This window comes from Pseudomonas sp. PDM20, assembly GCF_014852575.3.
Classification (GTDB): Bacteria; Pseudomonadota; Gammaproteobacteria; order Pseudomonadales; family Pseudomonadaceae; genus Pseudomonas.
The window spans coordinates 3,228,048-3,253,707 of sequence record NZ_CM181224.1 but is presented as its reverse complement, the minus strand read 5'-3'; the positions used below and the strand labels follow the sequence as shown (position 1 = coordinate 3,253,707).

At 65.4% G+C, this 25,660-nt stretch carries 22 protein-coding genes; 12 read left to right on the top strand and 10 right to left on the bottom strand.

Annotation, left to right across the window (positions count from 1 at the left end; translation table 11 throughout):
- The first annotated feature begins 63 nt into the window (after positions 1 to 63).
- Complete coding sequence (locus tag IB261_RS14835) at positions 64 to 831, top strand: ATP-binding cassette domain-containing protein (RefSeq protein WP_081519862.1); 768 nt, start codon at positions 64 to 66, stop codon at positions 829 to 831.
- A 177-nt stretch (positions 832 to 1,008) separates the two neighbouring features.
- On the opposite strand, the gene fhuF is transcribed toward IB261_RS14835, so the two are convergent.
- The 4 genes from fhuF to IB261_RS14815 form a co-directional block, all read right to left on the bottom strand.
- Complete coding sequence (gene fhuF / locus IB261_RS14830) at positions 1,009 to 1,764, bottom strand: siderophore-iron reductase FhuF (protein ID WP_192382438.1); 756 nt, start codon at positions 1,762 to 1,764, stop codon at positions 1,009 to 1,011.
- Positions 1,765 to 1,795: 31 nt separating this feature from the next.
- Positions 1,796 to 2,782: a GNAT family N-acetyltransferase gene (locus IB261_RS14825; RefSeq protein ID WP_192382436.1), complete on the bottom strand. Its 987-nt coding sequence runs from the start codon at positions 2,780 to 2,782 to the stop codon at positions 1,796 to 1,798.
- 98 nt (positions 2,783 to 2,880) lie between these two features.
- Positions 2,881 to 4,215 carry a lysine N(6)-hydroxylase/L-ornithine N(5)-oxygenase family protein gene (locus tag IB261_RS14820; protein WP_081519859.1) on the bottom strand — a complete coding sequence of 445 codons (1,335 nt, stop codon included), beginning with the start codon at positions 4,213 to 4,215 and terminating at the stop codon, positions 2,881 to 2,883.
- A gap of 370 nt (positions 4,216 to 4,585) precedes the next feature.
- Positions 4,586 to 5,092 carry a sigma-70 family RNA polymerase sigma factor gene (locus tag IB261_RS14815; RefSeq protein WP_151187053.1) on the bottom strand — a complete coding sequence of 169 codons (507 nt, stop codon included), beginning with the start codon at positions 5,090 to 5,092 and terminating at the stop codon, positions 4,586 to 4,588.
- A 126-nt stretch (positions 5,093 to 5,218) separates the two neighbouring features.
- Here IB261_RS14815 and IB261_RS14810 point away from each other — a divergent pair, with 126 nt between their 5' ends.
- The 5 genes from IB261_RS14810 (at position 5,219) to fhuB (ending at position 13,792) form a co-directional block, all read left to right on the top strand.
- Positions 5,219 to 6,247, top strand: a complete 1,029-nt coding sequence (locus tag IB261_RS14810; RefSeq protein WP_192382434.1) for a FecR family protein — start codon at positions 5,219 to 5,221, stop codon at positions 6,245 to 6,247.
- A 261-nt stretch (positions 6,248 to 6,508) separates the two neighbouring features.
- Positions 6,509 to 8,197, top strand: coding sequence for a cyclic peptide export ABC transporter (locus tag IB261_RS14805; protein ID WP_081519856.1), 1,689 nt, complete (start codon positions 6,509 to 6,511; stop codon positions 8,195 to 8,197).
- A 171-nt stretch (positions 8,198 to 8,368) separates the two neighbouring features.
- Positions 8,369 to 10,759 carry a TonB-dependent siderophore receptor gene (locus tag IB261_RS14800; RefSeq protein ID WP_081519855.1) on the top strand — a complete coding sequence of 797 codons (2,391 nt, stop codon included), beginning with the start codon at positions 8,369 to 8,371 and terminating at the stop codon, positions 10,757 to 10,759.
- A 125-nt stretch (positions 10,760 to 10,884) separates the two neighbouring features.
- Positions 10,885 to 11,790: an ABC transporter substrate-binding protein gene (locus IB261_RS14795; RefSeq protein ID WP_192382432.1), complete on the top strand. Its 906-nt coding sequence runs from the start codon at positions 10,885 to 10,887 to the stop codon at positions 11,788 to 11,790.
- Positions 11,783 to 13,792, top strand: coding sequence for a Fe(3+)-hydroxamate ABC transporter permease FhuB (gene fhuB / locus IB261_RS14790; protein ID WP_192382430.1), 2,010 nt, complete (start codon positions 11,783 to 11,785; stop codon positions 13,790 to 13,792). Before IB261_RS14795 ends, fhuB begins: the two co-directional genes overlap by 8 nt.
- Before the next feature lie 229 nt (positions 13,793 to 14,021).
- Here fhuB and catA read toward each other — a convergent pair whose 3' ends face one another.
- Together catA and hpaC are read right to left on the bottom strand one after the other, a co-directional pair.
- Positions 14,022 to 14,954, bottom strand: coding sequence for a catechol 1,2-dioxygenase (gene catA, locus IB261_RS14785; protein ID WP_192382429.1), 933 nt, complete (start codon positions 14,952 to 14,954; stop codon positions 14,022 to 14,024).
- Positions 14,955 to 14,987: 33 nt separating this feature from the next.
- A complete protein-coding gene (gene hpaC, locus IB261_RS14780; RefSeq protein ID WP_081519852.1) occupies positions 14,988 to 15,509 on the bottom strand; it encodes a 4-hydroxyphenylacetate 3-monooxygenase, reductase component in 522 nt (173 codons plus the stop codon).
- Positions 15,510 to 15,791: 282 nt separating this feature from the next.
- On the opposite strand from hpaC, the gene IB261_RS14775 reads away from it, so the two are divergent.
- Positions 15,792 to 16,418: a response regulator transcription factor gene (locus tag IB261_RS14775; protein WP_081519851.1), complete on the top strand. Its 627-nt coding sequence runs from the start codon at positions 15,792 to 15,794 to the stop codon at positions 16,416 to 16,418.
- 33 nt (positions 16,419 to 16,451) lie between these two features.
- Here the strand turns inward: IB261_RS14775 and IB261_RS14770 are convergent, their stop codons facing one another.
- Both IB261_RS14770 and IB261_RS14765 read right to left on the bottom strand, forming a co-directional pair.
- Entirely contained in the window at positions 16,452 to 17,441 is a 990-nt protein-coding gene (locus IB261_RS14770) for an asparaginase (protein WP_192382427.1), read from the bottom strand.
- 89 nt (positions 17,442 to 17,530) lie between these two features.
- Positions 17,531 to 18,973, bottom strand: a complete 1,443-nt coding sequence (locus tag IB261_RS14765) for an alanine/glycine:cation symporter family protein (RefSeq protein WP_081519849.1) — start codon at positions 18,971 to 18,973, stop codon at positions 17,531 to 17,533.
- A 168-nt stretch (positions 18,974 to 19,141) separates the two neighbouring features.
- Here IB261_RS14765 and IB261_RS14760 point away from each other — a divergent pair, with 168 nt between their 5' ends.
- A complete protein-coding gene (locus tag IB261_RS14760) occupies positions 19,142 to 19,960 on the top strand; it encodes a helix-turn-helix domain-containing protein (protein WP_192382425.1) in 819 nt (272 codons plus the stop codon).
- A gap of 52 nt (positions 19,961 to 20,012) precedes the next feature.
- On the opposite strand, the gene IB261_RS14755 is transcribed toward IB261_RS14760, so the two are convergent.
- A complete protein-coding gene (locus IB261_RS14755) occupies positions 20,013 to 20,897 on the bottom strand; it encodes a DMT family transporter (protein WP_081519847.1) in 885 nt (294 codons plus the stop codon).
- 528 nt (positions 20,898 to 21,425) lie between these two features.
- Between IB261_RS14755 and IB261_RS14750 the strand changes: the two genes are divergently transcribed.
- Entirely contained in the window at positions 21,426 to 22,676 is a 1,251-nt protein-coding gene (locus IB261_RS14750) for an OprD family porin (RefSeq protein WP_192382423.1), read from the top strand.
- Positions 22,677 to 22,908: 232 nt separating this feature from the next.
- Here the strand turns inward: IB261_RS14750 and IB261_RS14745 are convergent, their stop codons facing one another.
- Positions 22,909 to 24,144 (bottom strand): PilT/PilU family type 4a pilus ATPase, encoded by a 1,236-nt coding sequence (locus IB261_RS14745; protein WP_177429498.1) that lies wholly within the window; start codon positions 24,142 to 24,144, stop codon positions 22,909 to 22,911.
- A 185-nt stretch (positions 24,145 to 24,329) separates the two neighbouring features.
- Between IB261_RS14745 and IB261_RS14740 the strand changes: the two genes are divergently transcribed.
- The 3 genes from IB261_RS14740 to IB261_RS14730 are packed head-to-tail and all read left to right on the top strand — an operon-like array spanning position 24,330 to position 25,575.
- A complete protein-coding gene (locus IB261_RS14740; RefSeq protein ID WP_081519844.1) occupies positions 24,330 to 24,608 on the top strand; it encodes a peptidylprolyl isomerase in 279 nt (92 codons plus the stop codon).
- 50 nt (positions 24,609 to 24,658) lie between these two features.
- Complete coding sequence (locus IB261_RS14735; RefSeq protein WP_151187045.1) at positions 24,659 to 25,021, top strand: MmcQ/YjbR family DNA-binding protein; 363 nt, start codon at positions 24,659 to 24,661, stop codon at positions 25,019 to 25,021.
- Positions 25,021 to 25,575 carry a putative glycolipid-binding domain-containing protein gene (locus IB261_RS14730; RefSeq protein ID WP_192382421.1) on the top strand — a complete coding sequence of 185 codons (555 nt, stop codon included), beginning with the start codon at positions 25,021 to 25,023 and terminating at the stop codon, positions 25,573 to 25,575. The genes IB261_RS14735 and IB261_RS14730 overlap by 1 nt, the downstream gene beginning before the upstream one ends.
- Positions 25,576 to 25,660: the final 85 nt, after the last annotated feature.

Here is a 25,660-nt window from a genome sequence, read left to right as displayed (position 1 = left end):
TAGCAATTGGATTAGAGTCGGGATCCCGCTTTTTCCGGCCACGCCGCCACTACGGATGACCCCATGTTCGAACTGGAAAATGTCAGTTTCAGCGTCCCCGGTCGCACGCTTCTGCAACCGCTGAGCCTGCAGCTGGCCGACGGCAACATGATCGGCCTGATCGGTCACAACGGTTCGGGCAAGTCCACCCTGCTCAAGCTGCTGGCTCGCCAGCAACAGGCCAGCGGCGGCAGCATCCGCCTCGATGGCAAGCCGCTGCAGGACTGGGGTAACCGCGATTTCGCGCGCCAGGTGGCGTACCTGCCGCAGCAGTTGCCGCAGACCGACGGCCTGACCGTGCGCGAACTGGTCGCCTTCGGCCGCTATCCGTGGCACGGCGCGCTGGGTCGCGTCACCGGCGAGGACCGCAAGCAGATCGACCGCGCGCTGGACCTCACCGACACCCTCGCCTTCGCCGATCGCCCGGTGGACCTGCTCTCCGGCGGCGAACGCCAGCGCGTCTGGCTGGCCATGCTGCTGGCGCAGAACAGCCGCTACCTGCTGCTGGACGAGCCGACTTCGGCGCTGGACATTGCCCACCAGGTCGAGGTGCTGTCCCGTGTCCACGAACTCAGCCGCGAGCTGGGCCTGGGCGTGCTGGTGGTGCTGCATGACATCAACATGGCGGCGCGCTACTGCGACCACCTGATCGCCCTGCACGGCGGCCGCCTGCTGGCCCAGGGCACCCCGGCGGAACTGATGCACGGGGAGACGCTGGAAGACATCTACGGGATTCCCATGGGTGTGCTGAGCAATCCGGTGGATGGGTCGCCGATCAGCTACCTGCGCTGAGCCCCTATAGGGGCAAACCGCCGCCCTCCCCGGCAAGCACATTTGCAGGATGGGTGGAGCTTGCGATACCCCATGCTGCTGCGGGTGCGCGAAATTCGATGGGTATCGCTGCGCTCCACGCCATCCTACGTTCACGCTCAGCTTTGACTGGCGGATAACGCTGACGCGTTATCCGCCCTACAGGTCGCTCGCTTCCGGCGGCGGCTCGTCGATCAGCGGGCAATTGTCGCAGTGCCCGATGCTGCCCAGTCGGTAGCGGATGCAGCAGGTGCGCCGCTGTCGCCACAGGCCGTTGGCCCGCTGCTCGCAGGACACCTCGACATACTGGATCGGCTTGTACAGCGGGTTGCGCGTGCCGTCCGGGCGGCGCTCGGTCTCCAGCAGTTCGCGGCCGTGGCCGAGCATCGGGGCCAGGGGCGGCAGCCTGGCCATCTCGCCGAGGAACCATTCGAGGTAGTTGCCGGCATTGCTCCAGAGCACCTTCGGCGACAGGCGCGCCTCGGCGGCGAGAACCTGGATGAAAGGCTGCAGGTGTCCTTCCAGCAGATGGGCAAAGCGCTGGAACGGATCACCCGGCGGCGCGGCGAAAGGCCCGCCCTCGCCCGGCAACTTGAACGCCTCGGGAATGCCCTGGGCATCCAGGACCACGTCCACCTCATCGAACGCCAGCGGCAGTGTGCGACCGAGCACCAACGCGGCAGCCACCACAGGTGGAATGAGGCGCACCAGGTACCACTTGGACCACTGCGAAGCCAGCGCGCGTCGGTCGCCATCGGCATGGGGCGGGTCGAAGCGACGCAGCACGCTGTCGAGCATCTCCCGTTCCAGCAAGGCACGCGCCGGGATCGATGGCCGGGGATCGTCGCGAGTCACCAGCACCTCGCGGTAGCTGGCGAACTCACCGAAATACAGGGGAGCGAGGGCTGCGATCACCGGCAGCCCTCAGGCACGCAGCGAACCGCTGTCAGCACAGGCCGCAACGCTCGAAGAAGGTTTCCCGGCTCTGCACCATCAGCGCGGCGCGCTTGTGCGGGAAGTTGAATTCCTTTTCGCGCCAGAAGCCCAGGCGCTGCATGTGGCCGATCATCTTCGCGTTGTCGGCGCGCGGCTCGGCGACTATGCGCTGGGAGCGCGGGTCGTCCAGCAGCAGGTAATGCACCAGCGCAGTCATCCAGCTTTCCACCTTGTGCGGGCCACGGTGGCTTTCCTCGCCCACCAGCATATGGATGCCGCGGTCGTAGTCGCCCACGTCGTAGAACGGCGCGATGCGGTCTTCCTTGGCCCAGTAGGCTTCGTAGTAGGCGAACGGCTCGTCGTCGATGCAGCCGATGAGGGTGGTGGTGTGCGGGTCGGCGGCGGCTTTTTCCAGGTAGGCGCGGTGCTGCTCCAGGGTGCCGCCCTCCTGCCAGAACTCCAGCACGCGCGGGCTGTTCTGCCAGCGATTGAAGCGTTCCAGGTCCAGTTCGATGTCGAGGGTGCGCAGGGAAATCCACTGGCCCAGCTTGGCGTCGAAGCGGCGATAGACCTCACCCTGCGGCTTGGGTGCGCGCAGCGGGTGGCGGCGGCCGCCGCTCATGCGATAGACCTGCGGATACTTGGCGCTGGCCAAGCCCCTGTGCCAGGCGGCGGGCAGTTGCCAGAACGCGGAACGCTCGATCTGCAGGCGCCCGCCAACGTCGTCGAGGCTCACCAGGCCTTGCTCGAGAGCTTCGACCGGGACATTGGCGGCAGCGAATTGCACGCGATCGCTCTGTGCATCGCCAGCGAAGGTCCAGTAGGCCAGCATCCACAGCGCCTCCGTGGTTGGCGCTGAACTCAGCTGCCAGCACTCACCTTCGCGTTGCGCGCTCAACAACGGCTGGCCGTCCAGCAGCAGGGTCAGGCCATGGGTTCCGAGATCGGCGGAGAGCTTGCGGCCATCGGGCAGCGGCAGGGAAAAACTGGGCGTCATGGTGGGTTCCCTTTCGTGAATGCAACGACCCCGCTCGTATGACGAGCAGGGTCGGCAGAAATTTACTCGACCCGGACTTCGATTCCGGGCCTTGCGGGTCAGGCGCTTTCCGCAGTCAGCGGGCGCGTCGGCTTGTGCGCGGTCTCGTGCGGCGGCAGGTGCTCGAACATCGACGCGGCGATTTCCTGCGCGCGCATCGGCAGCACCGACAGCAGCGTATCGCTCAGGCCGTGGCTGTCCTGGGTGAAGCCCTGCAGGTAGATGCCGGCATGCAGGCGCTTGTCAGCCAGCACGCGGTAGTCGCGGCCCACTTCGAAGTCACCCAGGTACTCCTGCAGCGGCGCAAGCAGTTCGCGGTGCGACTTGCGCTCGTAGCCGGTGGCGAGGATCACCGCATCGTAGCGATGGGTTTCCACCGCCCCGGTGGCGCTGTCGCGCAGGGTCAGCTCGATACCGTCGGCGTCAGCCTTGGCCGCCTCGACATTGCGGCGGCAGAGGAAGGCATGGCGATCCACGCCGGCCACTTTCTGCCGGTAGAAGATGCCGTAGATGCGCTCGATCAGGTCCAGGTCCACCACCGAATAGTTGGTGTTGTGGAATTCCTGGATCAGCTTCTCGCGCTCGGCCTTGGGCTCGTTGAACACCAGGTCGGTGTAGCGCGGGGCGAAGATTTCGTTGACGAAGGGGCTGTCGTCGGCCGGCTTGAGCACCGCCGCGCGCAGGACCATGTCGACCTTCACCGAGGGGAAGCTGTCGTTCAGGTCGATGAAGGCTTCGGCCGCGCTCTGGCCGCCGCCGATCACCGCGATGCGCATCGGCTCGTTCTGGTTGCAGCGCTGCCTGGCCATGCATTCCAGGTAACGGGCGTGGTGGAACACGCGCGGGTCGTCACGCAGGTGACTGAAGGCCGACGGGAAGCGCGGCGTGCCCCCGGTGCTCACCACCACGCTGCGGGCCAGGCGGAAGCGTTCGTGGCCACGGGCGTCGGTGGACAGCACCTTGACCAGCTCGATGCCGTCCGGGCCCTGCACCGGCTCGACACGGCTGACAGTCTCGCCGCAGACGCGCTGCTCGGCGAACTGCTCGCTGACCCAGCGCAGGTAGTCGTTGTACTCCATGCGGCACGGGTAGAAGGTGCCCAGGTTGGTGAAGTCGATCAGCCGGCCCATCGCATGCAGGTAGTTGACGAAGCTGTACGGGCTGGTGGGATTGCGCAGGGTCACCAGGTCCTTGAGGAAGGAGATCTGCAGCTCGCTCTGCGCCACCAGGGTGTTGCCGTGCCAGCGGTAGTCGGCCTGCTTGTCGAGGAACAGCGCGTGGTAGTGGCGACCCTCGCGTCGCGCCTGCTCCTGCAGGGCGATCGCCAGCGCCAGGTTGGAGGGGCCGAAACCGATGCCGAGCACGTCGTAGGTCGGGGTGATCATCTGGGTCATGGTGCCAATGTCCTGTATCGCGATGGCCGTGGGGCATGACCACGCAGGAGTCGGCGGCTTACTGCTCTGCCTGGAGCGCTCCGCCAGCCGGCGGTTGGCGCTCGCTCCTGCGTGTCGCCCATGATTTGCGCTGTCGATAGCGCGTTATCTGGAGAGACGAGACAGGCCTGGGGAAATTTAGAATGATTCTCACTAAGTCATGAAAATTTCAGAATGACGAGCAGTGATCGAGGGCGGAATCTTTCCCAGAAAACCCGCGCGGGCCGCGTGGGACTAAATCCAGGCGAGATCGGCACGTCTGTCCTTTGTAGGAGCGGGCCAGGCGCGCGATCGCGGGCATGGCCCGCTCCTGCAGGGCGTGTGACCAGCCTCAGTCCTGACCATCCCAGGCCTTGAGGCGCAGCCGGCAATGCTTCATCGCGTTGACGATGTGTTTCTCCACCATGTCGCGGGAGATGCCCAGGGCTTGCGCGATCTCGACATGGCTGCAGCCCTCGACCTTGCGCAGCACGAAAGCGCGGCGACAAGCCTCGGGCAATTCGCCGAGGGCGCGCTGGAGCAATTGCAGTTGCTGCTGCTGGCTGGCTGCTTCCTGCGGGCAGCGCTCGTCGAGACAACCTTCGCGATCGAGGGTTTCCAGCTCTTCGGTGCGGCGCACGCGGCCGCGCCGGTGCAGGTCGATGCTGAGGTTGACCGCCGTGCGATAGAGAAATGCGCGGGGTTGTTCGATATGCTCGTCACCCTTGCGGTCGAGCAGGCGCAGGAAGGCTTCCTGTGTCACATCGGCGGCCGCCTGGCGGTCGCCAAGGCTGCGATTGAGGTACAGGACCAGTTCCTTGTAATACCGGATGAACGCGCTTTCCACCCCGTCGGGCATCCTATGAAAAACAGTCGAGGCTGTAGGCGCCTGCTGACAGTCCGAGTCAGGCTTATTTATAATCACTCGCATCAACGCGAAAAGAAAGTGTGATATCGGCCGCAAACGGCCTTACCGAGATTCCCGATGACCAGCTCCCCCTCCCCGTTCGACGATGACCGCATCAGCGCCGAAGCTGCGCACTGGTGCGCGCGTCTGCACGACGAAGAGTGCAGCGATGCCGAGCGCGCCGAGTTTGCGCAATGGCTCGCGCTCGACTCGCGGCACGAGGTCGAATACCAGGCGATGCTGGACATCTGGCAGCTCTCGGAGCTGCTGCCGCCGACTCCGCAGGTCGCACCCGCCCCGATAGCACCTACCCCCTTGAACGGCCGCCGTCCCCGCAGCAGCGCTCGCCGCCCGCGCAGCGGCAAGCGCATCGCCGCCGTGGCCGCTGGCGTGCTGGTGGCCATCGGCGCCGTGTGGTCGGCAGGCTGGTCAGCCGGCTGGCTGCCTTCGAAGGTCGGCTATTACGCCGCACAACCTGGCGCACGCGACGTGGAGCTGGCCGACGGCTCGAAAGTCGAGCTCAACAGCAACTCGCAGCTGTTCTTCGCCGACTTCCGCGACCGCCGCAGCGCCTGGCTGAAAAGCGGTGGCGAGGCGTATTTCCGCGTTACACACGACACCTTGCAGCCCTTCTCGGTCTATACCGACAACGGCAGCGTGCGGGTCACCGGCACGCGCTTCAACGTCTGGACCGACCCGAACCAGATGCTGGTCACCCTGCTCGAAGGCTCGGTGGTGGTCAGCCCGCCCGACAGCGTCGACGGCAACAGCGCCCAACTCACGCCGGGCATGCAGGCGCGCTACAGCCAGGGCAGCCAGCGCATCGAACTCGCCCAGGTCGCGCCGGCCGGCGCCATTGCCTGGATCGAAGGCAAGCTGGTGATCGATGACCTGACGCTGCAGTCGGCCATCCCGCTGATCAATCGCTACCTCAAGCAGCCGGTGTTCCTCGACGATGCCACCGTTGCTGCCATGCGCATCGGCGGCATCTACCGCACCGACGACCTGCAGGCGCTGGTGGATTCGCTGCCCAAGGTGCTGCCGCTGGAGCTGCGCAAGGACAACCAGGGGCGCACCGTTCTCGCCAGCCGTTACGCGCAGCTTTAGGCCCAACCATTGTAGGAGCGCGCGATCGCGGGCATGGCCCGCTCCTACAGGGTCTCCATCACGGCGCTACACGGCGGACGGTTCCGCCACGATCTCCTGCGTCTTCTTAATTGCGACAAATTCGCAAATTCTCTTCAGTTTTCTTCCGGCTCATTCGTCTTGATAGGAACGATTCGGATTTGCCGATGATTTCCTGATTCGCGCGCCGTCTCGCCCCGTTGTGCGGCCTGCCCACTGGCAGGCCGGGTCCAGGAAAAGACGATGCAAACACCCGCTCCAAGCGCCTTCCCCGAGATGCTCAAACTGCTGCGGCCGCACTGGCTGCCGCTGACCGCTGCGACCCTGCTGGGGATTCTCGGTGGCTCTGCTATCACCGCGCTGCTCGCCACCATCAACTACAGCCTGCATTCGCCAGGCGGCATGCCGGCCGGCCTGCTGCTGGGGTTCGCCGGCCTTTGCGCCATCGCCCTGATAGGTTCGATCATTTCCGACATGGGCACCAACTATGTCGGCCAGCATGTGATCGCGAGGCTGCGCAAGGACCTGGGCAGCAAGATCATTTCCGCGCCCATCGAGCAGATCGAGCGCTACCGCAGCCACCGCCTGATCCCGGTGCTGACCCACGACATCGACACCATCAGCGATTTCGCCTTCGCCTTCGCGCCGCTGGCGGTGGCCCTGACCACCACGCTTGGCTGCCTGGGTTACCTGGCCTGGTTGTCGCCGCCGATGTTCCTCGCTACCGCCATCGCCATCGTCGTCGGCAGCGCCGTGCAGTACGTCGCGCGGGCCAAGGGCATCAAGGGGTTCTTCGAGGCACGGGACAAGGAAGACGAACTGCAGAAGCACTACCGCGCCATCGCCGAGGGCGCGAAGGAGCTGCGCATCAGCCGTCCGCGCCGCTTCCAGCACTACAGCGAACGCCTGCAGGGTACCGCCGACGAAATCTGTGACATCCAGCTGCGCTCGATCAACCTGTTCAACGTCGCCAAGGGCTTCGGCTCGACGCTGTTCTTCATCGTCATCGGCGTGGCGCTGGCCTACCAGTCGCTGTGGCCGAGCACCGACCAGGCCACCCTGTCCGGTTTCATCCTGGTGCTGCTGTACATGAAGGGGCCGCTGGAAGGTCTGATCGGCCAGCTGCCGGTGGTGACCCGCGCCCAGGTCGCGTTCCGCCGCATTGCCGAGCTGTCGGTGCGCTTCTCCTCGCCGGAGCCGAACCTGCTGCTGGCCGATGACGGTCGCAAGCCGCTGGACTTCCAGTCCATCGAGCTGCGCGACCTGGCCTACCACTACCCCACCGACGACGGCTCCCGTGGTTTCGGCGTCGGCCCGCTGAACCTCAAGGTCAGCCGTGGCGAAATCCTTTTCATTGCTGGCGAGAACGGCTGTGGCAAGACGACCATGATCAAGCTGCTGCTCGGCCTCTATGCCCCTCGTGGCGGCGAGCTACTGCTCAATGACGAACCGGTGACCGACACCGGCCGCGACGACTACCGCCAGCTGTTCACCACCATCTTCGCCGACTACTTCCTCTTCGAAGACCTGCTCAAGGGCAGCCAGGACATTCCGGCAGAAGCCGGCCGCTACCTGGAGCGCCTGGAAATCGCCCACAAGGTCAGCCTGCAGGGCCAGGAATTTTCGACGACCGATCTGTCCACCGGCCAGCGCAAGCGCCTGGCACTGGTGCAGGCCTGGCTGGAGAAGCGCCCGGTGCTGGTGTTCGACGAGTGGGCAGCGGACCAGGACCCGGAATTCCGCCGGATTTTCTACACCGAGCTGCTGCCCGAGCTGCGTGCCCAGGGCAAGACCCTGATCGTGATCTCCCACGACGACCGCTATTTCGACGTCGCGGATCGCCTGCTGCGCATGAGCGCCGGGCAGATCGTGGAGATCGAGGAGCACCGCGCTACAGCGCCACCAGGCGGTTCCGGCATGGCCATGCACTGACGGCCCGGCGGCCTGGACGGCCGCCCTTTCCTGCCGCCGTCACTCAGCAACAAAAAAAGATCGAAAGGATTTTTCCGGTTTTTTCCAGCCGGCGCGTCACATAAAGCTGAATCATTCTTATTAGAAATTGCATTACAAGATCATGCCTTCAAGGTTAAAGGAGCTAAACAAGTGAGTCGCAACCGCTACGCGCTGCAATCCCAGCACAAGGTGAAGCCTCTGGCCCGCCTGGTCCGCGCCACCGCCCTGGGGATGGTATTGGCGGCTTCCGCCGTCGAGGCCGCCCCGGTCCGCATCGACATCCCGGCCCAGTCCCTGGCTTCCGCGCTCACCAGCCTGGGCGCGCAGTCGAACCTGCAGATCGTCTTCAACCAGAGCCAGGTGCAGAACCTGCGCGCCCCCGGCGTGCGCGGCGAGATGGAGCCCGCCCAGGCGCTGGAACGCCTGCTGCAGGGCACCGGCATCAAGTACCAGGTCGAAGGCAGCCGCGTGACCCTGCTGGGCGCCGACTCCGCCAGCGGCGACACCCTGAACATGTCCGCCCAGGTCATCACCGGTACCGTCGAAGGTGAAGACAGCTACGTGCCGCGCACCTCCAACAGCGGCAGCAAGACCGACACCCCGCTGCTGGAAATCCCCCAGTCGATCTCGGTGATCACCCGCAAGCAGATGGACGCCCAGGGCGCGCAGACCGTGACCGAAGCACTGCGCTACGTGCCCGGCGTCAAGGTGGAAGCCTATGGCCTGGACCCGAAAGGCTTCGACTGGATGTACATCCGCGGCTTCAACGCCCAGGCCACCAGCGACTACCTCAACGGCCTGCGCCAGCAGAACAACAGCTACGCCTTCTTTCGCAGCGAGCCCTATGCCTTCGAGCGCATCGACGTGGTCCGTGGCCCGTCCTCCAGCCTGTTCGGCATGGGTGACGCCGGCGGTATCGTCAACCGTGTGAGCAAGAAGCCCACTGCCAACCACATCAACGAAGTCGAGCTGACTGGCGGCAACCATGACCGCAAGCAGGGCCAGTTCGACCTCGGCGGCGCGCTGGACGACCAGAACCAGTTCCTCTACCGCGTGGTGGGCCTGGCCCGCGACGCCAACACCCAGGCCGAGTACGACGACGGCCACGAGGTCGAGGACGACCGCTACTACATCGCCCCGTCCTTCACCTGGGCGCCGGACGAAGACACCAGCCTGACCGTGCTCACCGACTTCCTGCGTGACCGCAACTCCGGCTCGATCTTCGACTACAGCGTCAACGGCCACCCCACCGGCACCCTGCTCGGCGACCACAACTACAACCACTTCGACCAGGACCAGTACACCCTGGGCTACGAGTTTCGCCATCGCTTCAACGACACCTGGGAATTCCGCCAGAACGCGCGCTACGGCCAGGTCGACCTGATCTTCAACAACCTGCTGCCGCAACTGCAGGTGGGGCGAAACATCATCCGCACCGCGGATCGCTTCGATCAGCACATGGACACCTTCAACCTGGACAACCAGCTGCAGGCCAACTTCGACACCGGCTCCATCAAGCACACGCTGCTGATGGGCACGGACTACAGCTGGCAGGACGCCAATGTCGCGCGCTGGCGCACCCTCGGCCCGTCGCTGAACCTGGATAACCCGGTGTACGGCCAGAGTGTTCCGCGTCCGAACAAGGGCAACAGCATCCAGTCCATCGACTACGACCAGAACATCGAGCAGATCGGCGCCTACCTGCAGGACCAGGTCAAGTTCGACGACCACTGGATTCTCACCGCCGGCGGCCGCTACGACTACGTGCGCAATGACCTGGACAACCACGTCGGCGCCCACAGCATGCAGAAGGACAACGCCTTCACCGGTCGTGTCGGCCTGACCTACCTGACCGACTTCGGTCTGGCGCCCTACGTCAGCTACTCCGAGTCCTTCGTGCCCAACACCGGCATCAGCTCCGACGGCAGCGCCTTCAAGGCCAGCGAAGCGCACCAGTACGAAGCGGGCGTGAAGTTCCAGCCGGACGAAACCCTGCTGATCACCCTGGCCGCCTACGAGCTGACCAAGGAAAACATCCTCACCAACCAGCTGAACGCCAACGGCGTGCCGACCGGCTTCAGCGAGGCCACCGGCGAGCAGCGCTCGCGCGGCATCGAGGCCGAGCTGAAGGCCAAGCTGGACCAGAACTGGGACCTGCTGGCCTCGTACACCTACACCAAGGCCAAGATCACCAAGAGCAACGACGCCAACGAAGGCAACCGCCCGGCCAACGTGCCCGAGCACATGGCCAACGGCTGGCTGAATTACACCTTCCACGAAGGTGCGGTCGACGGTCTCTCCATCGGCGGCGGCGTGCGCTATACCGGCTCGCTCTACGGCAACAACGCCAACACCTACCACGTCGACAACTACACCCTGTTCGACGCCGGCGTGAGCTACCCGCTGAACAAGAACGTGACCCTCTCGGTGAACGCCCAGAACCTGCTGGACGAGGAGTATGCCGCGACCTGCGACAGCCCGATCTCCTGCTACCCGGGCCTGCGCCGCACCGTCATGACCAGCGTGAAGTACAGCTGGTAAGGCACTGGCGGAGGCGGCCGCGCGCTGCTTCCGCCTGCTGTTTCCGGGCTCCCTGTTCGCAGGGGGCCCTTTGTTGTTTCAAGCGTTTGTTGTTTCAAGAGCCTGTTTCACGCGAGGAGTAGTGCATGTCCCTCACCCGTCGCCACCTGCTGCAGGGCCTCGCCATCGGCGGGCTGGCCTGCGCTTCCGGCCTGCCGGTGTTCGCTGGCGAGCGCCTGACGCGGATCATCGCGCTCAACTGGGTGGCCGCCGAGACGCTGCTGACTCTGGGCGTACCGCCCCTGGCGATCTCCGACGACCGCTACTACCGGGTGCGCATGCCGACTCAGCCGCTGCCCGAGAGCGTGCGTGACGTGGGTCCCTACTGGGAACCGAACCTCGAACTGATCCAGCAGCTGCAACCGCAACTGATCCTCAGCGACCCGATGACCCCGACCCTGGAGCGCCGCCTCAACGGCATCGCGCCGACCGAACGCGTGGCCATCTACCCGGCCGCTGACGGCGCCTGGCGCGCCACCACCGGGTTCATGAACGACCTGGCGCGGCGCCTCGGCGTCGAACAGGTCGCCGCCGATTACATCGCCGCGGGCGAGCAGCGCCTGGCCGAGCTGCGGGCGAAACTGGCGAGCCGCCCACTGCCGCCGGTGTGCGTGGCCGTGCTCAACCAGGATGGTCGCCACGCGGCTGTCTATGGCAGGAGCAGCATGGTGCAGGACGTGCTCGACCGCCTGGGCGTCGAGAATGCCTGGCAAGGGCCCGTCGGCCCGGTGGGGCTGGCGATGGTCAGCATCGAGCGCCTGGCCGAGCGCCCGGACGCACACCTGGTCTACGTCGACATCCCCACCACCTCGGCACGCCTGCAAAGCCTGCGGCAGCCCAACGACCTGTGGGCCAACCTCCCCGCCGTGCGCCAGGGCCACACCCTGACGCTGCAGCGCTTCTACCCCTACGCCGGCGCCGCTTCGGTGCTCGACCTCGCCGAACGCATCGCCGCCTACCTGGACAGCGCCACGGAGGTCGCCCATGTCTGAATCGACTCTCGGCCTCGCCGCCCCGCGTAGCGGTCTGCCGCTTGGCCCGGCGATCTGCACGCTGGTGCTGGCGATACTCGCGGGCCTGCTGGTGTTCCATGGCCTGCAGGGCGCCCTGCCCCGCGACCTCTGGTGGCAGGCACTGTGGTCGCCGGACCTGGACGACGTGCGCCAGGTGCTGCTGCACTTCAGCTTCTTCCCGCGCCTGGCGGTGAGCCTGATGGCCGGCGCCGCGCTGGCCCTGGCCGGCACGCTGTTCCAGCAGATCCTGCGCAACCCGCTGGCGGAACCGGTGACTCTCGGCGTCTCCGCCGGCGCCAACCTTGCCCTGTCGGCGGCCACCATCTTCGCCCCGACCCTGCTGGTGCACGGCCTGGAAGCCGTCACCCTGACCGGCGCGGCACTGGCCGCCTGCCTGCTGTTTGCCTTCGCCTGGGGCCGCACCCTGTCGCCGCTGCGCTTCATCCTCGCCGGCATGGTCATCAGCCTGTACTGCGTGTCGCTCAACGCGCTGCTGGTGCTGTTCAACCACGATTACCTGATCGACCTGCTGCTCTGGCAGGCCGGCTCGCTGAACCAGAGTGGCTGGGACGGCGCCCTCTACCTCGCCCCGCGCCTGGCGGTGGCGATGGTCATCGCGCTGCTGATGGTGCGCCCGCTGGCCGTGCTGGGGCTGGAGGATGAAGGTGCCGCCGCGGTGGGCGTGAACCTGTTGCGTACCCGCGTAATGGGCTTGGCCATGGCTGTAGCGCTGAGTGCGTTCGTCACCAGCGCCGTGGGCATGCTGGCTTTCGTCGGCCTTGCCGCACCGGCCATTGCGCGGTTGTGCGGTGCGCGCACGCTCAAGCAACGCTTGGTCTGGGCGCCACTGCTGGGGGCCGCGCTGCTCTGCGTGGTCGACCAGATCGCCCGCGAACTGTCGCGCTTCGCCGGGGAAATTCCCGCGGGCATCCTCACCGGCATCTTCAGCGTGCCGCTGCTGCTGTGGCTGCTCAGCCGCCAGCGCAGCGGTGGTATCGTGCCGCGCCCGGCGCCGGCCAAGCCACAGCGCGAGCACCCGTGGCGGCTGATCATCGGCGCGGCGGTCCTGCTCGGCCTGCTGACCTTGCCGGCCATCTACTTCGCAGTGGACGCCAATGGCTGGCACTGGGGCGATGCCGGCCTGAGCGACGCCATCGCGCAATGGCGCCTGCCGCGCGTGCTCGGTTCACTGGCAGCCGGCGCCATGCTCGCCGTCGCCGGCCTGCTGGTGCAGCGCCTGACCGGCAATCCCATGGCCAGCCCGGAAGTGCTGGGCGCCACTTCCGGTTCGGCGATTGCCGTGCTGGTGCTGTTCCTGGTGATACCGCAGCCGCAGGCCTACATGGTCCCGGCAGCCAGCATCGGCGCACTGCTCACCCTCGGCCTGCTGCTGTGGTTCGCCTGGCGCAAGACCTTCAATGCCGAGCGCCTGCTGCTCACCGGCGTGTGCCTGACGACCCTGCTGCACTCGCTGAGCACCCTGCTGCTGGCCAGCGGCGACCCGCGCATGACGGCGATGATGAGCTGGATGACCGGCTCGACCTATCAGGTGGACGTGATGTCGGCGAGCACCGGGCTGGTGGTCGGCACACTGATGATTGGCGTCAGCCTGTTGCTGGCTCGCCCGCTGGACCTGCTGACGCTGGGCAACGGCACGGCGACTGCCCTGGGACTGAGGCTGCGCCTGAGCCACCTGATGATTCTGCTGACGGCCGCGGTGCTTACCGCCACCGCGACCATCATCGTCGGCCCGCTGAGCTTTGTCGGTCTGATCGGCCCGCACATCGCCCGCCACCTCGGCGTGCGCCGCGCGGCACCGCAAGTGCTGCTGAGCGCGGTAGCCGGAGCGCTGATCATGGTGGTGGCGGACTGGCTGGGGCGGAACATCGCCTATCCGTGGCCGGTGTCGGCAGGATTGCTGGCGGCGTTCATCGGTTGCCCGTACTTCCTCTGGCTGATGCATAGGGAGCGGCGGGGCTGAACTGAACGCTTCCTAATACAGCGGACGTTGTCCGCGGGTCGCGGGCATGGCCCGCTCCTACAGTGTTGGCACAGCGTTGATCTGTAGACAGCCCAACTGCGGAGCTACAGAGCGCTCAACGTAGGATGGTGGGGAGCGCAGCGATACCCATCAATCCGTGCGCCGACAGCCATGGGTATCGCTCCACCCTACGTCGGGGTTACCGGCAAAGTCGCAGCGTTGGCGGGAATCAGGCTTCCTGCAAGGCGCGGGGACGGTTGCTGCGATCCTCCGCGTCGGCGGAAACCGCCTGCTGCAGCTGGAAGTCGAACTCGATCTCGGCGAAGCGCCCTTCCACGCCGCGCGCCTTGGCGGCAGCCGCGTCCTCGACAAAACGCACCTCGCCGATCAGTCCGTCACGGGTGGCATAGGCGAAGTCGTCCCATAGGTACTGGTCACCGGCGAGGTTGATCTGCGTGGTCAGGTGGCGATGCCCCGGTGCGGAGATGAAGAAGTGGATGTGCGCCGGGCGCTGGCCGTGGCGGCCAAGCTGATCGAGCAGCTCCTGGGTCGGGCCGTCCGGCGGGCAGCCGTAGCCGCTGGGCACGATGCTGCGGGCCTTGTAGCGGCCTTCGGCGTCGGTGACGATGCGCCGGCGCAGGTTGAACTCGGACTGAGTGCTGTCGAAGTACGAGTAGGTGCCCTGGGTGTTCGCGTGCCAGAGGTCGACCACGGCGCCGGCCAGCGGCTTGCCCTGCGGGTCGAACACGCGGCCGGAAAGGAACATCACGGTCCCCGCGTCCTTGCCGTCGTCCATCCGCGCTTCGCCTTCAGACAGCGGCGCGCCGGCCACATACAGCGGGCCTTCGATGGTGCGCGGGGTACCGCCGCTGAGGCCGGCAGCTTCATCCTGGGCGTCCAGCAGCAGGTCGAGGTAGTGCTCGACGCCGAGGCCGGCGACGACCAGGCCGGCTTCCTGGCGGGAGCCAAGACGGTTGAGGTAGTCCACCGCCTTCCAGAATTCGTCGGGGGTGACGTTCATGTCTTCGATGAGCCTGGCGGAGTCCTGCAGCACTCGAAGGATCAACTGCTTCACGCGCGGGTTGCCGGCGTCATTGAACGCGCCGCTGGCTTCCTGGAAGAACTTCTGGATGTCGGCAGTCTGGGAAATCTTCAGGGTCACGGTGATTACCTCGTTCTTGTTGTTAGATAAGGATCAACTGGCGCAGCGCACGGCCTCGCGGTCAACGCGGTGGAACACGCGGTTGAAGTACACCAGGCTGTCCTGGCGCTCGCGCACCGCGACCTTTTCCAGCTCGACGAACATCACGGTGTGCGAGCCGACTTCCTTGCAGTCGCTGATCCGCCCTTCCAGGCTGACCAGCGCCTGGCGCAGCACCGGCAGGCCGGCATAGCCGTCGTCCCAGAGGTCCCAGGTGAAGCGCTCTTCCATGGACACCTTGGTCATCCCCGCGAAGTGCTTGGCCAGCTCTTCCTGCTCGCCGCACAGCACGTTGACGCACAGGTGGCCGTTGCTGCGGAACACATCGTGGGTAGCGCTGCCGCGATTGACGCAGACCAGCACGGTGGGCGGCGAGTCGGTGACCGAGCAGACCGCGCTGGCGGTGATGCCGCAGCGGCCTTCCGGGCCATTGGTGGTGATGATGTTCACCGCCGCCGGCAGCTGCGCCATGGCGTTGCGGAAGTCGATCTGGGTCTGGCTGAGGGTGTTGGCCATTTATTCGCTCCTGTTTGCCGGAGTGGCATGTGCTGGAGTGGCCGGCACGCCCGGCCTTTCTTGTATGGGGCCAGCGTAGGGCAGCGCGGCGGCGCGCCATATTCAGACGATCACCACGCTTGGGGGGGCGGGCCGCTAGTCATCTAGGTGGTTTCTTTATCGTCAGCACCGGCGACTATGGGTATGCTCCGGGTCATGCCATTCCGACGACCGCGGCAAAAGCCCGGCGTACGCGGCCTACGTGCAGCTTCACAACGATAAGAAAGAAAGTGGCAACGCCTGATGGAAGCTAGAAAACCCGTGGTCTACATCGTCGACGACGACAAGGACCTGCGCACCTCCCTCGCCTGGCTGCTCGAATCGGTCAGCATCGAATCGCTTTGCTTTGGCGGCGCCGAGGAGTTCCTGCGCGAATACGACCCCAGACTCCCCGCCTGCCTGGTGCTCGACGTGCGCATGCCCGAGACCAGCGGCTTCCAGCTGCAGGAGATGCTCAACGACAAGGGCATCAACCTGCCGACCATCTTCGTCACCGCCCACGGCGATATCCCGATGTCGGTGAAGGCGATGAAGAACGGCGCGCTGGATTTCGTCGAGAAGCCCTACAACCCGCAGCAGATGCTGGACCGCATCCAGGCGGCGCTGAAAAGCGCAGTGCAGGTGCACGCGGGCCAGGAGCAGAAGCAGAACCTGCAGCACAAGCTGGACCTGCTCACCGGGCGGGAGCGGGAAATCCTGATGATGGTGGTGGACGGCAAGGCCAGCAAGGTCATCGCCCGCGAGCTGAACATCAGCGTCAAGACGGTCGATGTGCACCGCACCAAGATCAAGGAAAAGATGGGCGTGAGCAGCATCGCCATGCTGGTGCGCGAGGTGCTCAACGTGCCGCTGGAAGAATCGCGCCCCTGAGCGGGGCGCGTTCCGTTTCGATCAATCAGTCGATCAGTCGACGCGCTCGCCGCACAGATCGAGGGCGAACAGCCGTTCCACTTCCGTAGCCGGCAGGCCGCAACCCAGCAGGCTGAACAGCTTGCCGAGCGCCGCTTCGCGGGTCATGCCGCCACCAGACACCAACCCGGCATCACGCAGGCGACTGCCAGCGGCATACACGTCGAATGCCACATACCCCTGCGGGCACTGGCTGATCGCCGCCAGCACCACGCCGCGGGCGTGGGCTTCGCGCAGCGCAGCCAGCAGGTCTTCGTTGTCCGAAGGGCCGGTGCCGCTGCCGAAACACTCCAGTAGCAGTGCCTGAACGCCACTGCCCAGCAGCGCACGCAGGTGCTCTGCGCGCAGGCCGGGGAACAGCGGCAACACCGCGAGATTCACCGGCTGGCGCGGCTGGCGATAGCTCAGCTCGCCGGGCAGCGACTCTGCATGCGCACCCTTGCGCTCGCGCGGCAGCACGGCGAAAGCATCGAAGGTGTCGCTGCGCAGCTTGGTGACGCGGGCGCCATGCATCAGTTCGCCGTTGAAATACAGCCATACACCCGGCTCGACGCCGGTTTCCAGCGCCTTCAGTGCGCCCAGCAGATTGCCCGGTGCATCGCTGCCCGGCGCGCCCATGGGCTGCATGGAGCCAGTCAGGATCACCGGGACATCCAGCCCCAGCAGCAGGAACGACAATGCCGCGGCGCTGTAGGCCAGGGTGTCGGTGCCGTGCAGCACGAGAACGCCGTCATGGCCGCCCTGCTCCACCGCGTTGACGATGGCATCGCGCATGGCCAGCCAGTTGGCCTGGGTCATGTTGGCGCTGTCGAGCAGCGGTTGCAGCTCCGCGAAGGACCAGTCGAGGCGAATCTCGGTGTGGCCTTGCAGCTGTTCGCGCATGCGAGCTTCGAATCCGCCGGCCGGCGCCAGGCCTTCGGCGGTCTGCAGCATGCCGATGGTGCCGCCGGTATAGAGGACGAAGAGGTTCTTCACTCGACGCATGCCAGTGCTCTTGTAGGAAAGTTCACAGGATAAACCGCGAGGCCGGGAGAAGTCCCGGCCTCGCGTGTCAGACCTTGGTCCGAGGGGGATCAGCCCTGGGCCGGCAGGCTGCCGTGGGCCGGAGCGGTCGAGTTGATCTTGTGGGCATCGCGCCAGGCATCGTGGTCGATGTCCAGGTCGGCGAACTTGCTGGCGTCGAACACCGGGCGCTCGACGCCGGCGGCGCGCTGCTCGTCGTAGTCGCGCATCACGCGCAGGCCGGTCTTGATCAGCATCGCCAGGGCCACCAGGTTGACGAAGGCCAGGCAGGTCATGGTGATGTCGGCGAAGGCGAACACGGTGCCCAGGTTCTGCATCGAGCCCCAGAGGATCAGGCCCAGCACCAGTACACGGAAGGCGATCAGCGCCGAACGGCTGCGGCCGACGATGAACTGCAGGGCGTTTTCGCCGAGGTAGTAGTTGTAGGTGATGCAGGTGAACACGAACAGCGACAGCGCGACGCTGACGAAGATACGGCCCCAGTCACCGACCACGGCGGCCAGCGAGTTCTGGGTCAGGGTGATGCCGTCGCCTTCGAAGCCCGGGGTGTAGAAGCCCGAGAGGAGGATCAGCAGCGCGGTACAGGTGCAGATGACGAAGGTGTCGAGGAACACGCTGAACGCCTGGACCACGCCCTGAGAGGCCGGGTGACGCACGGCGGCGACGGCGGCCACGTTCGGCGCACTGCCCAGGCCCGCTTCGTTGGCGAACACGCCACGCTTGACGCCCATCACGATGGCCGCACCCAGCAGGCCGGCGAACGCCGGTTCCAGGCCGAAGGCACTCTTGACGATGGTGGTCAGCATGCCCGGCACCAGTTCGATCTGGGTGACGATCACGTACAGGGTCACGGCGATGTAGGCCAGGGTCTTGACCGGCACCAGCAGGTCGGAGACCGCAGCGATGCGCTGGATGCCGCCGAAGAACACCACGGCCAGCAGCACGGCCAGGGCGATGCCCGAGTACAGCACCGGGATGTCGAAGGCGTTCTGCAGCGAGTGGGTCACGGTGAAGGCCTGCAGGCCGTTGAAGGCGAAGCCGTAGGTAACCAGCAGCAGGACCGCGAAGGTCATGGCCATCCAGCGCAGCTTCAGGCCGTGCTGGATGTAGTAGGCCGGGCCGCCGCGATACAGGCCGTTGCCGTCGCTGCGCTTGTAGACCTGGGCCAGGGTGCACTCGAAGAAGCTGCTGGACATGCCCACCAGCGCGGTGACCCACATCCAGAACACGGCGCCGGGGCCACCCAGGGTCACGGCGATACCGACACCGGCGATGTTACCGGCGCCCACGCGGCCGGCGAGGCTCAGCATCAGGGCCTGGAACGAGCTCAGCTGCCCGGACTGGCCGCGGATCGACTCCTTGAACACGCCGAACATATGGCCGAAGTGGCGGAACTGGACGAAGCGGGAGCGGATGGTGAAGTACGCACCGAGTCCTACGATGAGGACGATGAGGACTTTCCCGGAGAGGAAATCGTTGATCGCGTCGAGCATGTGCTGGGGCCTCGATTGTTATTGTGGGAGCACGGGCCTGGGGCTGGCCCGCTCACTGGGGGCGCATGGTTGCGCCCGAAGCCTCCCGAAACAATTTCGCGGCTTGCTACGAATTGATGCTACCTGACGCTATAATTGCGCCAGTCGCATCACCTGGACCTGGCACGAATGTCCGAAAACCTCGGCCCCAACCTCAAGCTACTTTGCGCTCACTACCGCTCTATCTCGGAGGTTTGCCGCAAGCTCGCAATCAACCGCGCGCAGTTCAATAAGTACCTCGGCGGGCAGAGCCAGCCCACTCCTTTCAACCTCAAGAGGATTGGAGATTTCTTCGGCGTCGAGGATTACGAGCTGCAATTGCCGCCGGAGCAGTTCGCCCGCCTGATCGGTGCGCGCGGCACTTCGCCGGCCAATGTGCAGCGCGACGACCCGCTGCTGGAGATGCTCCGTCCGCTGCGCGACCACGCGGGCAACCTGTCGCGCTACTGCGGGTATTACTTCGAGTATTCCAACTGCATGTCGGTGCCCGGCTCGATCCTGCTGTCACTGGTGCACCTGTACGAGCAGGACGGCAACTTCCTCTTCGAGCGCCAGGAGCGCCAGGAGCGTTCCAGCAGCACCGACGTGCAGGCCGAGGACTGGGTGCGCTGCCGCTACCTGGGCGCGGCCTTCCAGCTACAGGACCGGCTGTTCCTGATGGACTACGAGTCGCTCACCGTCAACGAGATGAGCCAGACCATCCTCATTCCCAGCTTCAAGAGCCGCATCACTCGCCTGAATGGCCTGAAGACCGGCGTCTCCAGCGGCGACCGCCGAACTCCGGCGTGCACCCGCGTGGTCTGGGAATACCTGGGCCCGGAGATCAACCGCATCAGCGCCTATCGCCAGGTAAAGCTGTACCAGCCGGACGATGCGCGCATCGACGATGACGTACGCCAGCGCCTGCAGGTCGGGCCGATTCGCCACGGCCTGTTCGAAATCGAATGATGATGCCCGTGTAGGAGCGGTCCATGCCCGCGATCGCGGAAAAAGCCCGCGTCTACCGCTTGCGACTCTGCAACCACGCCGCCGCCAGCCCGCTGCCGCAGATCACTGCGATACCCAGCAACGCCGACGGCTCCGGCGTATGGCCGAAGATCACCAAGCCCAGCAGCCCGGCGAAGACAATCTGGCAATAGCTGAACGGTGCCAGCAGCGCCGGCGCGGCATGCTTGAAGGCCTGGGTCAGGAACAGGTGCGCAGTCATCCCGCAGGTGCCCAGGGCCAGCATCATCAGGCCATGCACCAAACCCGGCCATTGCCAGAAGAACGGCACCAGCGCGCTGACGATCAGGGTGTTGCACAGCCCGGCGAAGAAGTTGCTGGTGGTCGGGCTGTCCACCTGGCTGAGCTTGCGCGTCAGCAACTGGTAGAAGCTGAAGCACAGCGCCGAGCCGAACGGCAGCAGCACCGCCGGGGTGAACAGGTCGCCGCCGGGGTGGACGATGATCAGCACGCCGATGAAGCCGACTATCACCGCCGACCATTGCCCGAAAGTCACCCGTTCGCCCAGCAGCGGCACCGACAACGCCGTCACCAGCAACGGCGCGAGGAAGTTCACCGAGGTCGCCTCGGCCAGCGGGATGTACTGCAAGCCGGTGGTGAACAGGAAGCTGGTACCCAGCAGGCACAGCGCGCGGGCCGTCTGCAGGAACGGGTGGCGGGTGCGCAGCACGGCGAGGCCGGCGCGCGGCAGGAAGATGCCCGCCATCAGCAGCGTGTGCACCACATAGCGCGCCCACACCACCATGACGATGGGATAGATGCTCGCCAGGTACTTGGACAGCGCGTCGTGGCTGGAGAACAGGAAGGTCGCCAGGACGATGAGCAGGATGCCCTTGAAGGGCTGGTGGACGCCGGACAACGGCGATTGGCTGGTACTCATCGACTCACGGAATCACTGGGCAGAAAGGTTGGCGTACGCGACTCGACAGCCTAGCAAGTTGCACCGGGGAAAGAACCCACCCCACGCCGGCGCGCGGACCTCGCGGGTCCGCTGCAAGGCCGGGCGATGACAGTCCCGCGCGGCGTTATTCCGGCCATGCTACGCGGAATCTCCCTACACAAATGTTCCATTTGGTTAATTCGTGTTCGAACAGCGAACAGATACGCCTCGGGCGAATTGCGGCGAGCCGCCGCGGACCACCACTATGGCCCCAGCCGCCGCCGCGATGCGGCGCCAACAACTATAAGAAAGGTCCGTTCACATGCTCACGCTCTCCCTGGCACGCCTGCGCGCGTGTATCGCCTCCGCTCATTGTCTGCACCCTCACCCTCGCATTTCCGTCGCGCCTGGCTGATCGCCTGATCCGCGCTCGCTGACCGCCTTGAACCTCCATCCGCCGCTCCCGACAGAGCCGCGCGGAGGACTCCGTTCGCCCCGAACAACGACAAGAATGCCGAGGGAACACCCATGCTCCGCCACCTGCCCCACCTCACCATCAGCGCCTGCCTGCTACCCGCCCTGCCCGTCCTGGCCCATGCCGAGGATGGCGGTTTTCTCGAAGACGCCAAGACCAGCCTGCTGCTGCGCAACTTCTACATGAACCGCAACTACGTCGGTGATGCCCGGCAGGACAAGGCAGAGGAATGGACCCAGAGCTTCATCCTCGACGCCCGCTCCGGCTACACCCAGGGCACCGTCGGATTCGGCCTGGACGTGCTCGGGCTGTACAGCCTGAAGCTCGACGGCGGCAAGGGCACGGCCGGCACCCAGCTTTTGCCGACCCACGACAACGGCCGCCCCGCCGACGACTTCGGGCGCCTGGCGGTCGCCGGCAAGGCCAAGGTATCGAAGACCGAATTCAAGGCCGGTGAATGGATGGTGGTGCTGCCGATCCTGCGCTCGGACGACGGGCGCTCGCTGCCGCAGACCTTCCAGGGCGCGCAGGTCACCTCGAAGGAAATCGACGGCCTGACCCTCTATGGCGGCCAATTCCGCCAGAACAGCCCGCGCAATGACGCGAGCATGGAAGACCTGTCGCTGTTCAACCGCCCCGCCTTCACCTCCGACCGCTTCAACTTTGCCGGCGGCGAATACCGCTTCAACGGCGACCGCACGCTGATCGGCCTGTGGAATGCCCAGCTGAAGGACATCTATCAGCAGCAGTACCTGCAACTGCAGCACAGCCAGCCACTGGGCGACTGGGTGCTCGGTGCGAATATCGGCTACTTCTGGGGCAAGGAGGACGGCAGCGCCCGTGCCGGCGACCTGGACAACCGCACCTTCTCCGGGCTGTTCTCGGCCAGGTACGGTGCGAGCACTTTCTATCTCGGCCTGCAGAAGGTCATGGGCGAGGACGAGTGGTTCCGCGTCAACGGCACCAGCGGCGGCACCCTGGCCAACGACAGCTTCAACGCCAGCTACGAGAGCGCGAAGGAGCGTTCCTGGCAGTTGCGCCATGACTATGACTTTGCCGCTTTCGGCGTTCCCGGCCTGACCCTGATGAACCGCTACATCCAGGGCCGCAACGTACACAACGCCAGCACCGACGACGGCAGTGAATGGGGTCGCGAAAGCGAGCTGGCGTACACCGTGCAGAGCGGCACCTTCAGGACGCTGAACATCAAGTGGCGCAACTCCACCATGCGCCGCGACTGGGGCAGCACCAACAGCTTCGACGAGAACCGGCTGATCATCAGTTATCCGCTGTCGCTGCTGTAGCTACCCATCAATCACCAACCGTAGGGCGCATAACCTGGAACAGGTTATCCGCCGAACCATTCGCGGCGGATAACGCTGACGCGTTATTCTCCCTACGAAACGGTTAGCCTCCCGATGCTCCCGGCGCCAAAATTGAATCGGGCACCCGCGAACAGACGTCGGCCCTGCAGGGGCATCCATCGCCCATGAAAAAGCCCCGGCATACCGGGGCTTTTTCCGTTCGGTTGGCGACTTATTGGCCTGCCGGCTTATCCGCGTCTTCCGCCTCGATCTCCTCCAGGGCCAGCTCCAGCCCCCAGCTGGAAGCCTCCACCGGCTGCGCCGCTACCGGAGCGGCAACCGGCGCCGGTGCTGGCGCAACAGGTTTGGCTGCCGCAGGCGTGGCAGCGCTGCCGACGCTGCCCGGGTTGTCCTTGTAGAGCTTGAGCTTCAGACGCAGGTTGTTCGCCGAGTCGGCGTTCTTCACCGCTTCCTCCTCGGTAATCGCCCCTTCCACCGCGAGGTCGAACAACGCCTGGTCGAAGGTCTGCATGCCGAGGGCACGGGATTTGTCCATGATTTCCTTGATCGAGCTGAAATCACCGCGCTTGATGATGTCGCTGATGGTCGCCGTGCCCAGCAGCACCTCCACCGCCGCGCGACGCTTGCCGTCCTGGGTGCGCACCAGGCGCTGGGAGACGAAGGCCTTGAGGTTGTTGCCCAGGTCGTTGAGCAGCTGCGGCCGGCGCTCTTCGGGGAAGAAGTTGATGATGCGGTCCAGCGCCTGGTTGGCGTTGTTCGCGTGCAGGGTGGAGATTGCCAGGTGGCCGGTGTCGGCGAAGGCCAGGGCGTGCTCCATGGTCTCGCGGTCGCGGATCTCGCCGATCAGGATCACGTCCGGCGCCTGGCGCAGGGTGTTCTTCAGCGCGGCGTGGAAGCTGCGGGTGTCCACGCCCACCTCACGCTGGTTGATGATCGACTTGCGGTGCCGGTGCACGTACTCGATGGGGTCTTCGATGGTGATGATGTGGCCGCCGCTGTTACGGTTGCGGTGGTCGATCAACGCCGCCAGGGAGGTGGACTTGCCCGAGCCGGTGCCGCCGACGAAGAGCACCAGGCCACGCTTCTCCATCACCACCTTGAGCAGCACTTCGGGCAGGTTCAGGTCGGCGAACAGCGGGATATCCAGCTTGATGTTCCGCGCCACGATGGACACTTCGTTGCGCTGCTTGAACAGGTTGATACGGAAGCGTCCGACGCCGGCGACGGAAATCGCCAGGTTCATCTCCAGCTCACGGTCGAACTCCGCGCGCTGCTCCTCGTCCATCAGCCCGTAGCCGATGCGGGCGACGTCGCCGGCCTTCATCGGTTCGTTGGTCAGGGGCTTGAGCACCCCATTGAACTTGGCGCAAGGCGGAGCACCGGTGGAGAGGTAAAGATCCGAACCATCCTGGGTGGCCAGGATCTTGAGCATCGCTTGGATATCCATTGAACTGCATCCGTACGCAAGGTGGCGGCGGACGCCGTCTGTAAGCAGCGTCCTATAAATAAGAATTGGCTTATTGACTCTATGGAGCGCTCCTGCGCCAGACAATGCAACCCATCGCGAAATGCGACCTGTGTCACTGCTGCCGTACAATGCCGCCCAGACGCTTTCATTCAAGGACCCAACCAATGCCCGTCGCCATGGCCCGCCACATCCTGGTCAAGACCTCCGCCGAAGCCGAGCAGATCAAGCAGCGCCTGGCCAAGGGCGAGGACTTTGCCGCCCTGGCGCGCAAGCATTCCACCTGCGCTTCCGGCAAGCGCGGTGGCGACCTGGGCGAGGTTCGCCCCGGACAGATGGTCCGCAGCATCGACCAGGTGATCTTCAGGAAGCCGGTCGGCGTGGTTCATGGGCCGGTCAAAAGCCAGTTCGGCTACCATCTGGTCGAAGTCTATTTCCGTGACTGAGCAAGGCCGTGACTGATCGAAGCCGCGCCTGACCGAAGGAACGCACGCCAATGACGCCGCAACAGATCGCCCGCTTCTGCCTGGAACTACCCGGCGCCCGCGAAGACATCAAGTGGGGCAGCAACCGCGTGTTCTCGGTGGCCGGCAACAAGATGTTCGCCATCCTCGACTTTCTCGACAGCGGCCACGGCGCTCTGGCCTTCAAGGTCGGCCCGGAGCTGTTCCTGGGCTACGTCGACCGTCCCGGCATCCGCCCGGCGCCCTATCTGGCGCGAGCCTTCTGGATTTCCATGCAACGCCCCTACCCCATGGGCGACGCCGAATTGCGCGAAGCGCTGATCCGCTCGCACCAGCTGGTGGTCGCCCGCCTGCCCAAGCGCCAACGCCTGGGCCTCGTGCTGGAGACTTCCTGATGCGCACGCTCGACTGGGAAGGCATCTGGCACGCGCCGACGGCCAGCTGGGAATCGCTGCAACTGGGCGAGTTGCGCGCCGAGAGCCAGTTGCGTGCCATCGATGAAGCGGGCGGGCCGTCCTATCAGCTCGATTACCAGCTGGATTGGGACGACCAATGGCGTCTGCGGGAAGCGCATTTCAGCGTGGAAAGCGCACACGGCACGCATCAGTTGCACCTGCTGACCGATGGCGAAGGCCACTGGCAGAACGCTGAGGGCGTGTCACTGAAAGACCTGGAGGGCTGCGTGGACATCGACATCTGGCCGTCGCCCTTCACCAATACCTTCCCCATCCGCCGCCTGCACCTGGCCGACGGCGAGCGCCGCGAGCTGGCGGTGGTGTACCTGGAGGCTCCGAAGCTCAAGCCGGCACGGATGCGCCAGGGCTATACACGGGTCGATTCCCATCACTATCTGTACGAGAACCTCGAAGGCACCGATTTCAGGGCGCTGTTGAGCGTGGATGACGATGGCCTGGTGATCGATTACCCCACGCTGTTCCGCCGAGTCTGACCCCATTGTTTCCTGTAGGAGAGCGCCATGCGCGCGATCGCGGGCATGACCCGCTCCTCCAATAAGTCGGCAACTGAAGGTGCCT

Coding starts and splice junctions, on each gene's coding strand:
- IB261_RS14835 (WP_081519862.1), top strand. CDS start 64: ATGTTCGAACTGGAAAATGTCAGTTTCAGCGTCCCCGGTCGCACGCTT.
- IB261_RS14825 (WP_192382436.1), bottom strand. CDS start 2,782: ATGACGCCCAGTTTTTCCCTGCCGCTGCCCGATGGCCGCAAGCTCTCC.
- IB261_RS14820 (WP_081519859.1), bottom strand. CDS start 4,215: ATGACCCAGATGATCACCCCGACCTACGACGTGCTCGGCATCGGTTTC.
- IB261_RS14815 (WP_151187053.1), bottom strand. CDS start 5,092: ATGCCCGACGGGGTGGAAAGCGCGTTCATCCGGTATTACAAGGAACTG.
- IB261_RS14810 (WP_192382434.1), top strand. CDS start 5,219: ATGACCAGCTCCCCCTCCCCGTTCGACGATGACCGCATCAGCGCCGAA.
- IB261_RS14805 (WP_081519856.1), top strand. CDS start 6,509: ATGCAAACACCCGCTCCAAGCGCCTTCCCCGAGATGCTCAAACTGCTG.
- IB261_RS14795 (WP_192382432.1), top strand. CDS start 10,885: ATGTCCCTCACCCGTCGCCACCTGCTGCAGGGCCTCGCCATCGGCGGG.
- fhuB (WP_192382430.1), top strand. CDS start 11,783: ATGTCTGAATCGACTCTCGGCCTCGCCGCCCCGCGTAGCGGTCTGCCG.
- hpaC (WP_081519852.1), bottom strand. CDS start 15,509: ATGGCCAACACCCTCAGCCAGACCCAGATCGACTTCCGCAACGCCATG.
- IB261_RS14775 (WP_081519851.1), top strand. CDS start 15,792: ATGGAAGCTAGAAAACCCGTGGTCTACATCGTCGACGACGACAAGGAC.
- IB261_RS14770 (WP_192382427.1), bottom strand. CDS start 17,441: ATGCGTCGAGTGAAGAACCTCTTCGTCCTCTATACCGGCGGCACCATC.
- IB261_RS14765 (WP_081519849.1), bottom strand. CDS start 18,973: ATGCTCGACGCGATCAACGATTTCCTCTCCGGGAAAGTCCTCATCGTC.
- IB261_RS14760 (WP_192382425.1), top strand. CDS start 19,142: ATGTCCGAAAACCTCGGCCCCAACCTCAAGCTACTTTGCGCTCACTAC.
- IB261_RS14755 (WP_081519847.1), bottom strand. CDS start 20,897: ATGAGTACCAGCCAATCGCCGTTGTCCGGCGTCCACCAGCCCTTCAAG.
- IB261_RS14750 (WP_192382423.1), top strand. CDS start 21,426: ATGCTCCGCCACCTGCCCCACCTCACCATCAGCGCCTGCCTGCTACCC.
- IB261_RS14745 (WP_177429498.1), bottom strand. CDS start 24,144: ATGGATATCCAAGCGATGCTCAAGATCCTGGCCACCCAGGATGGTTCG.
- IB261_RS14740 (WP_081519844.1), top strand. CDS start 24,330: ATGCCCGTCGCCATGGCCCGCCACATCCTGGTCAAGACCTCCGCCGAA.
- IB261_RS14735 (WP_151187045.1), top strand. CDS start 24,659: ATGACGCCGCAACAGATCGCCCGCTTCTGCCTGGAACTACCCGGCGCC.
- IB261_RS14730 (WP_192382421.1), top strand. CDS start 25,021: ATGCGCACGCTCGACTGGGAAGGCATCTGGCACGCGCCGACGGCCAGC.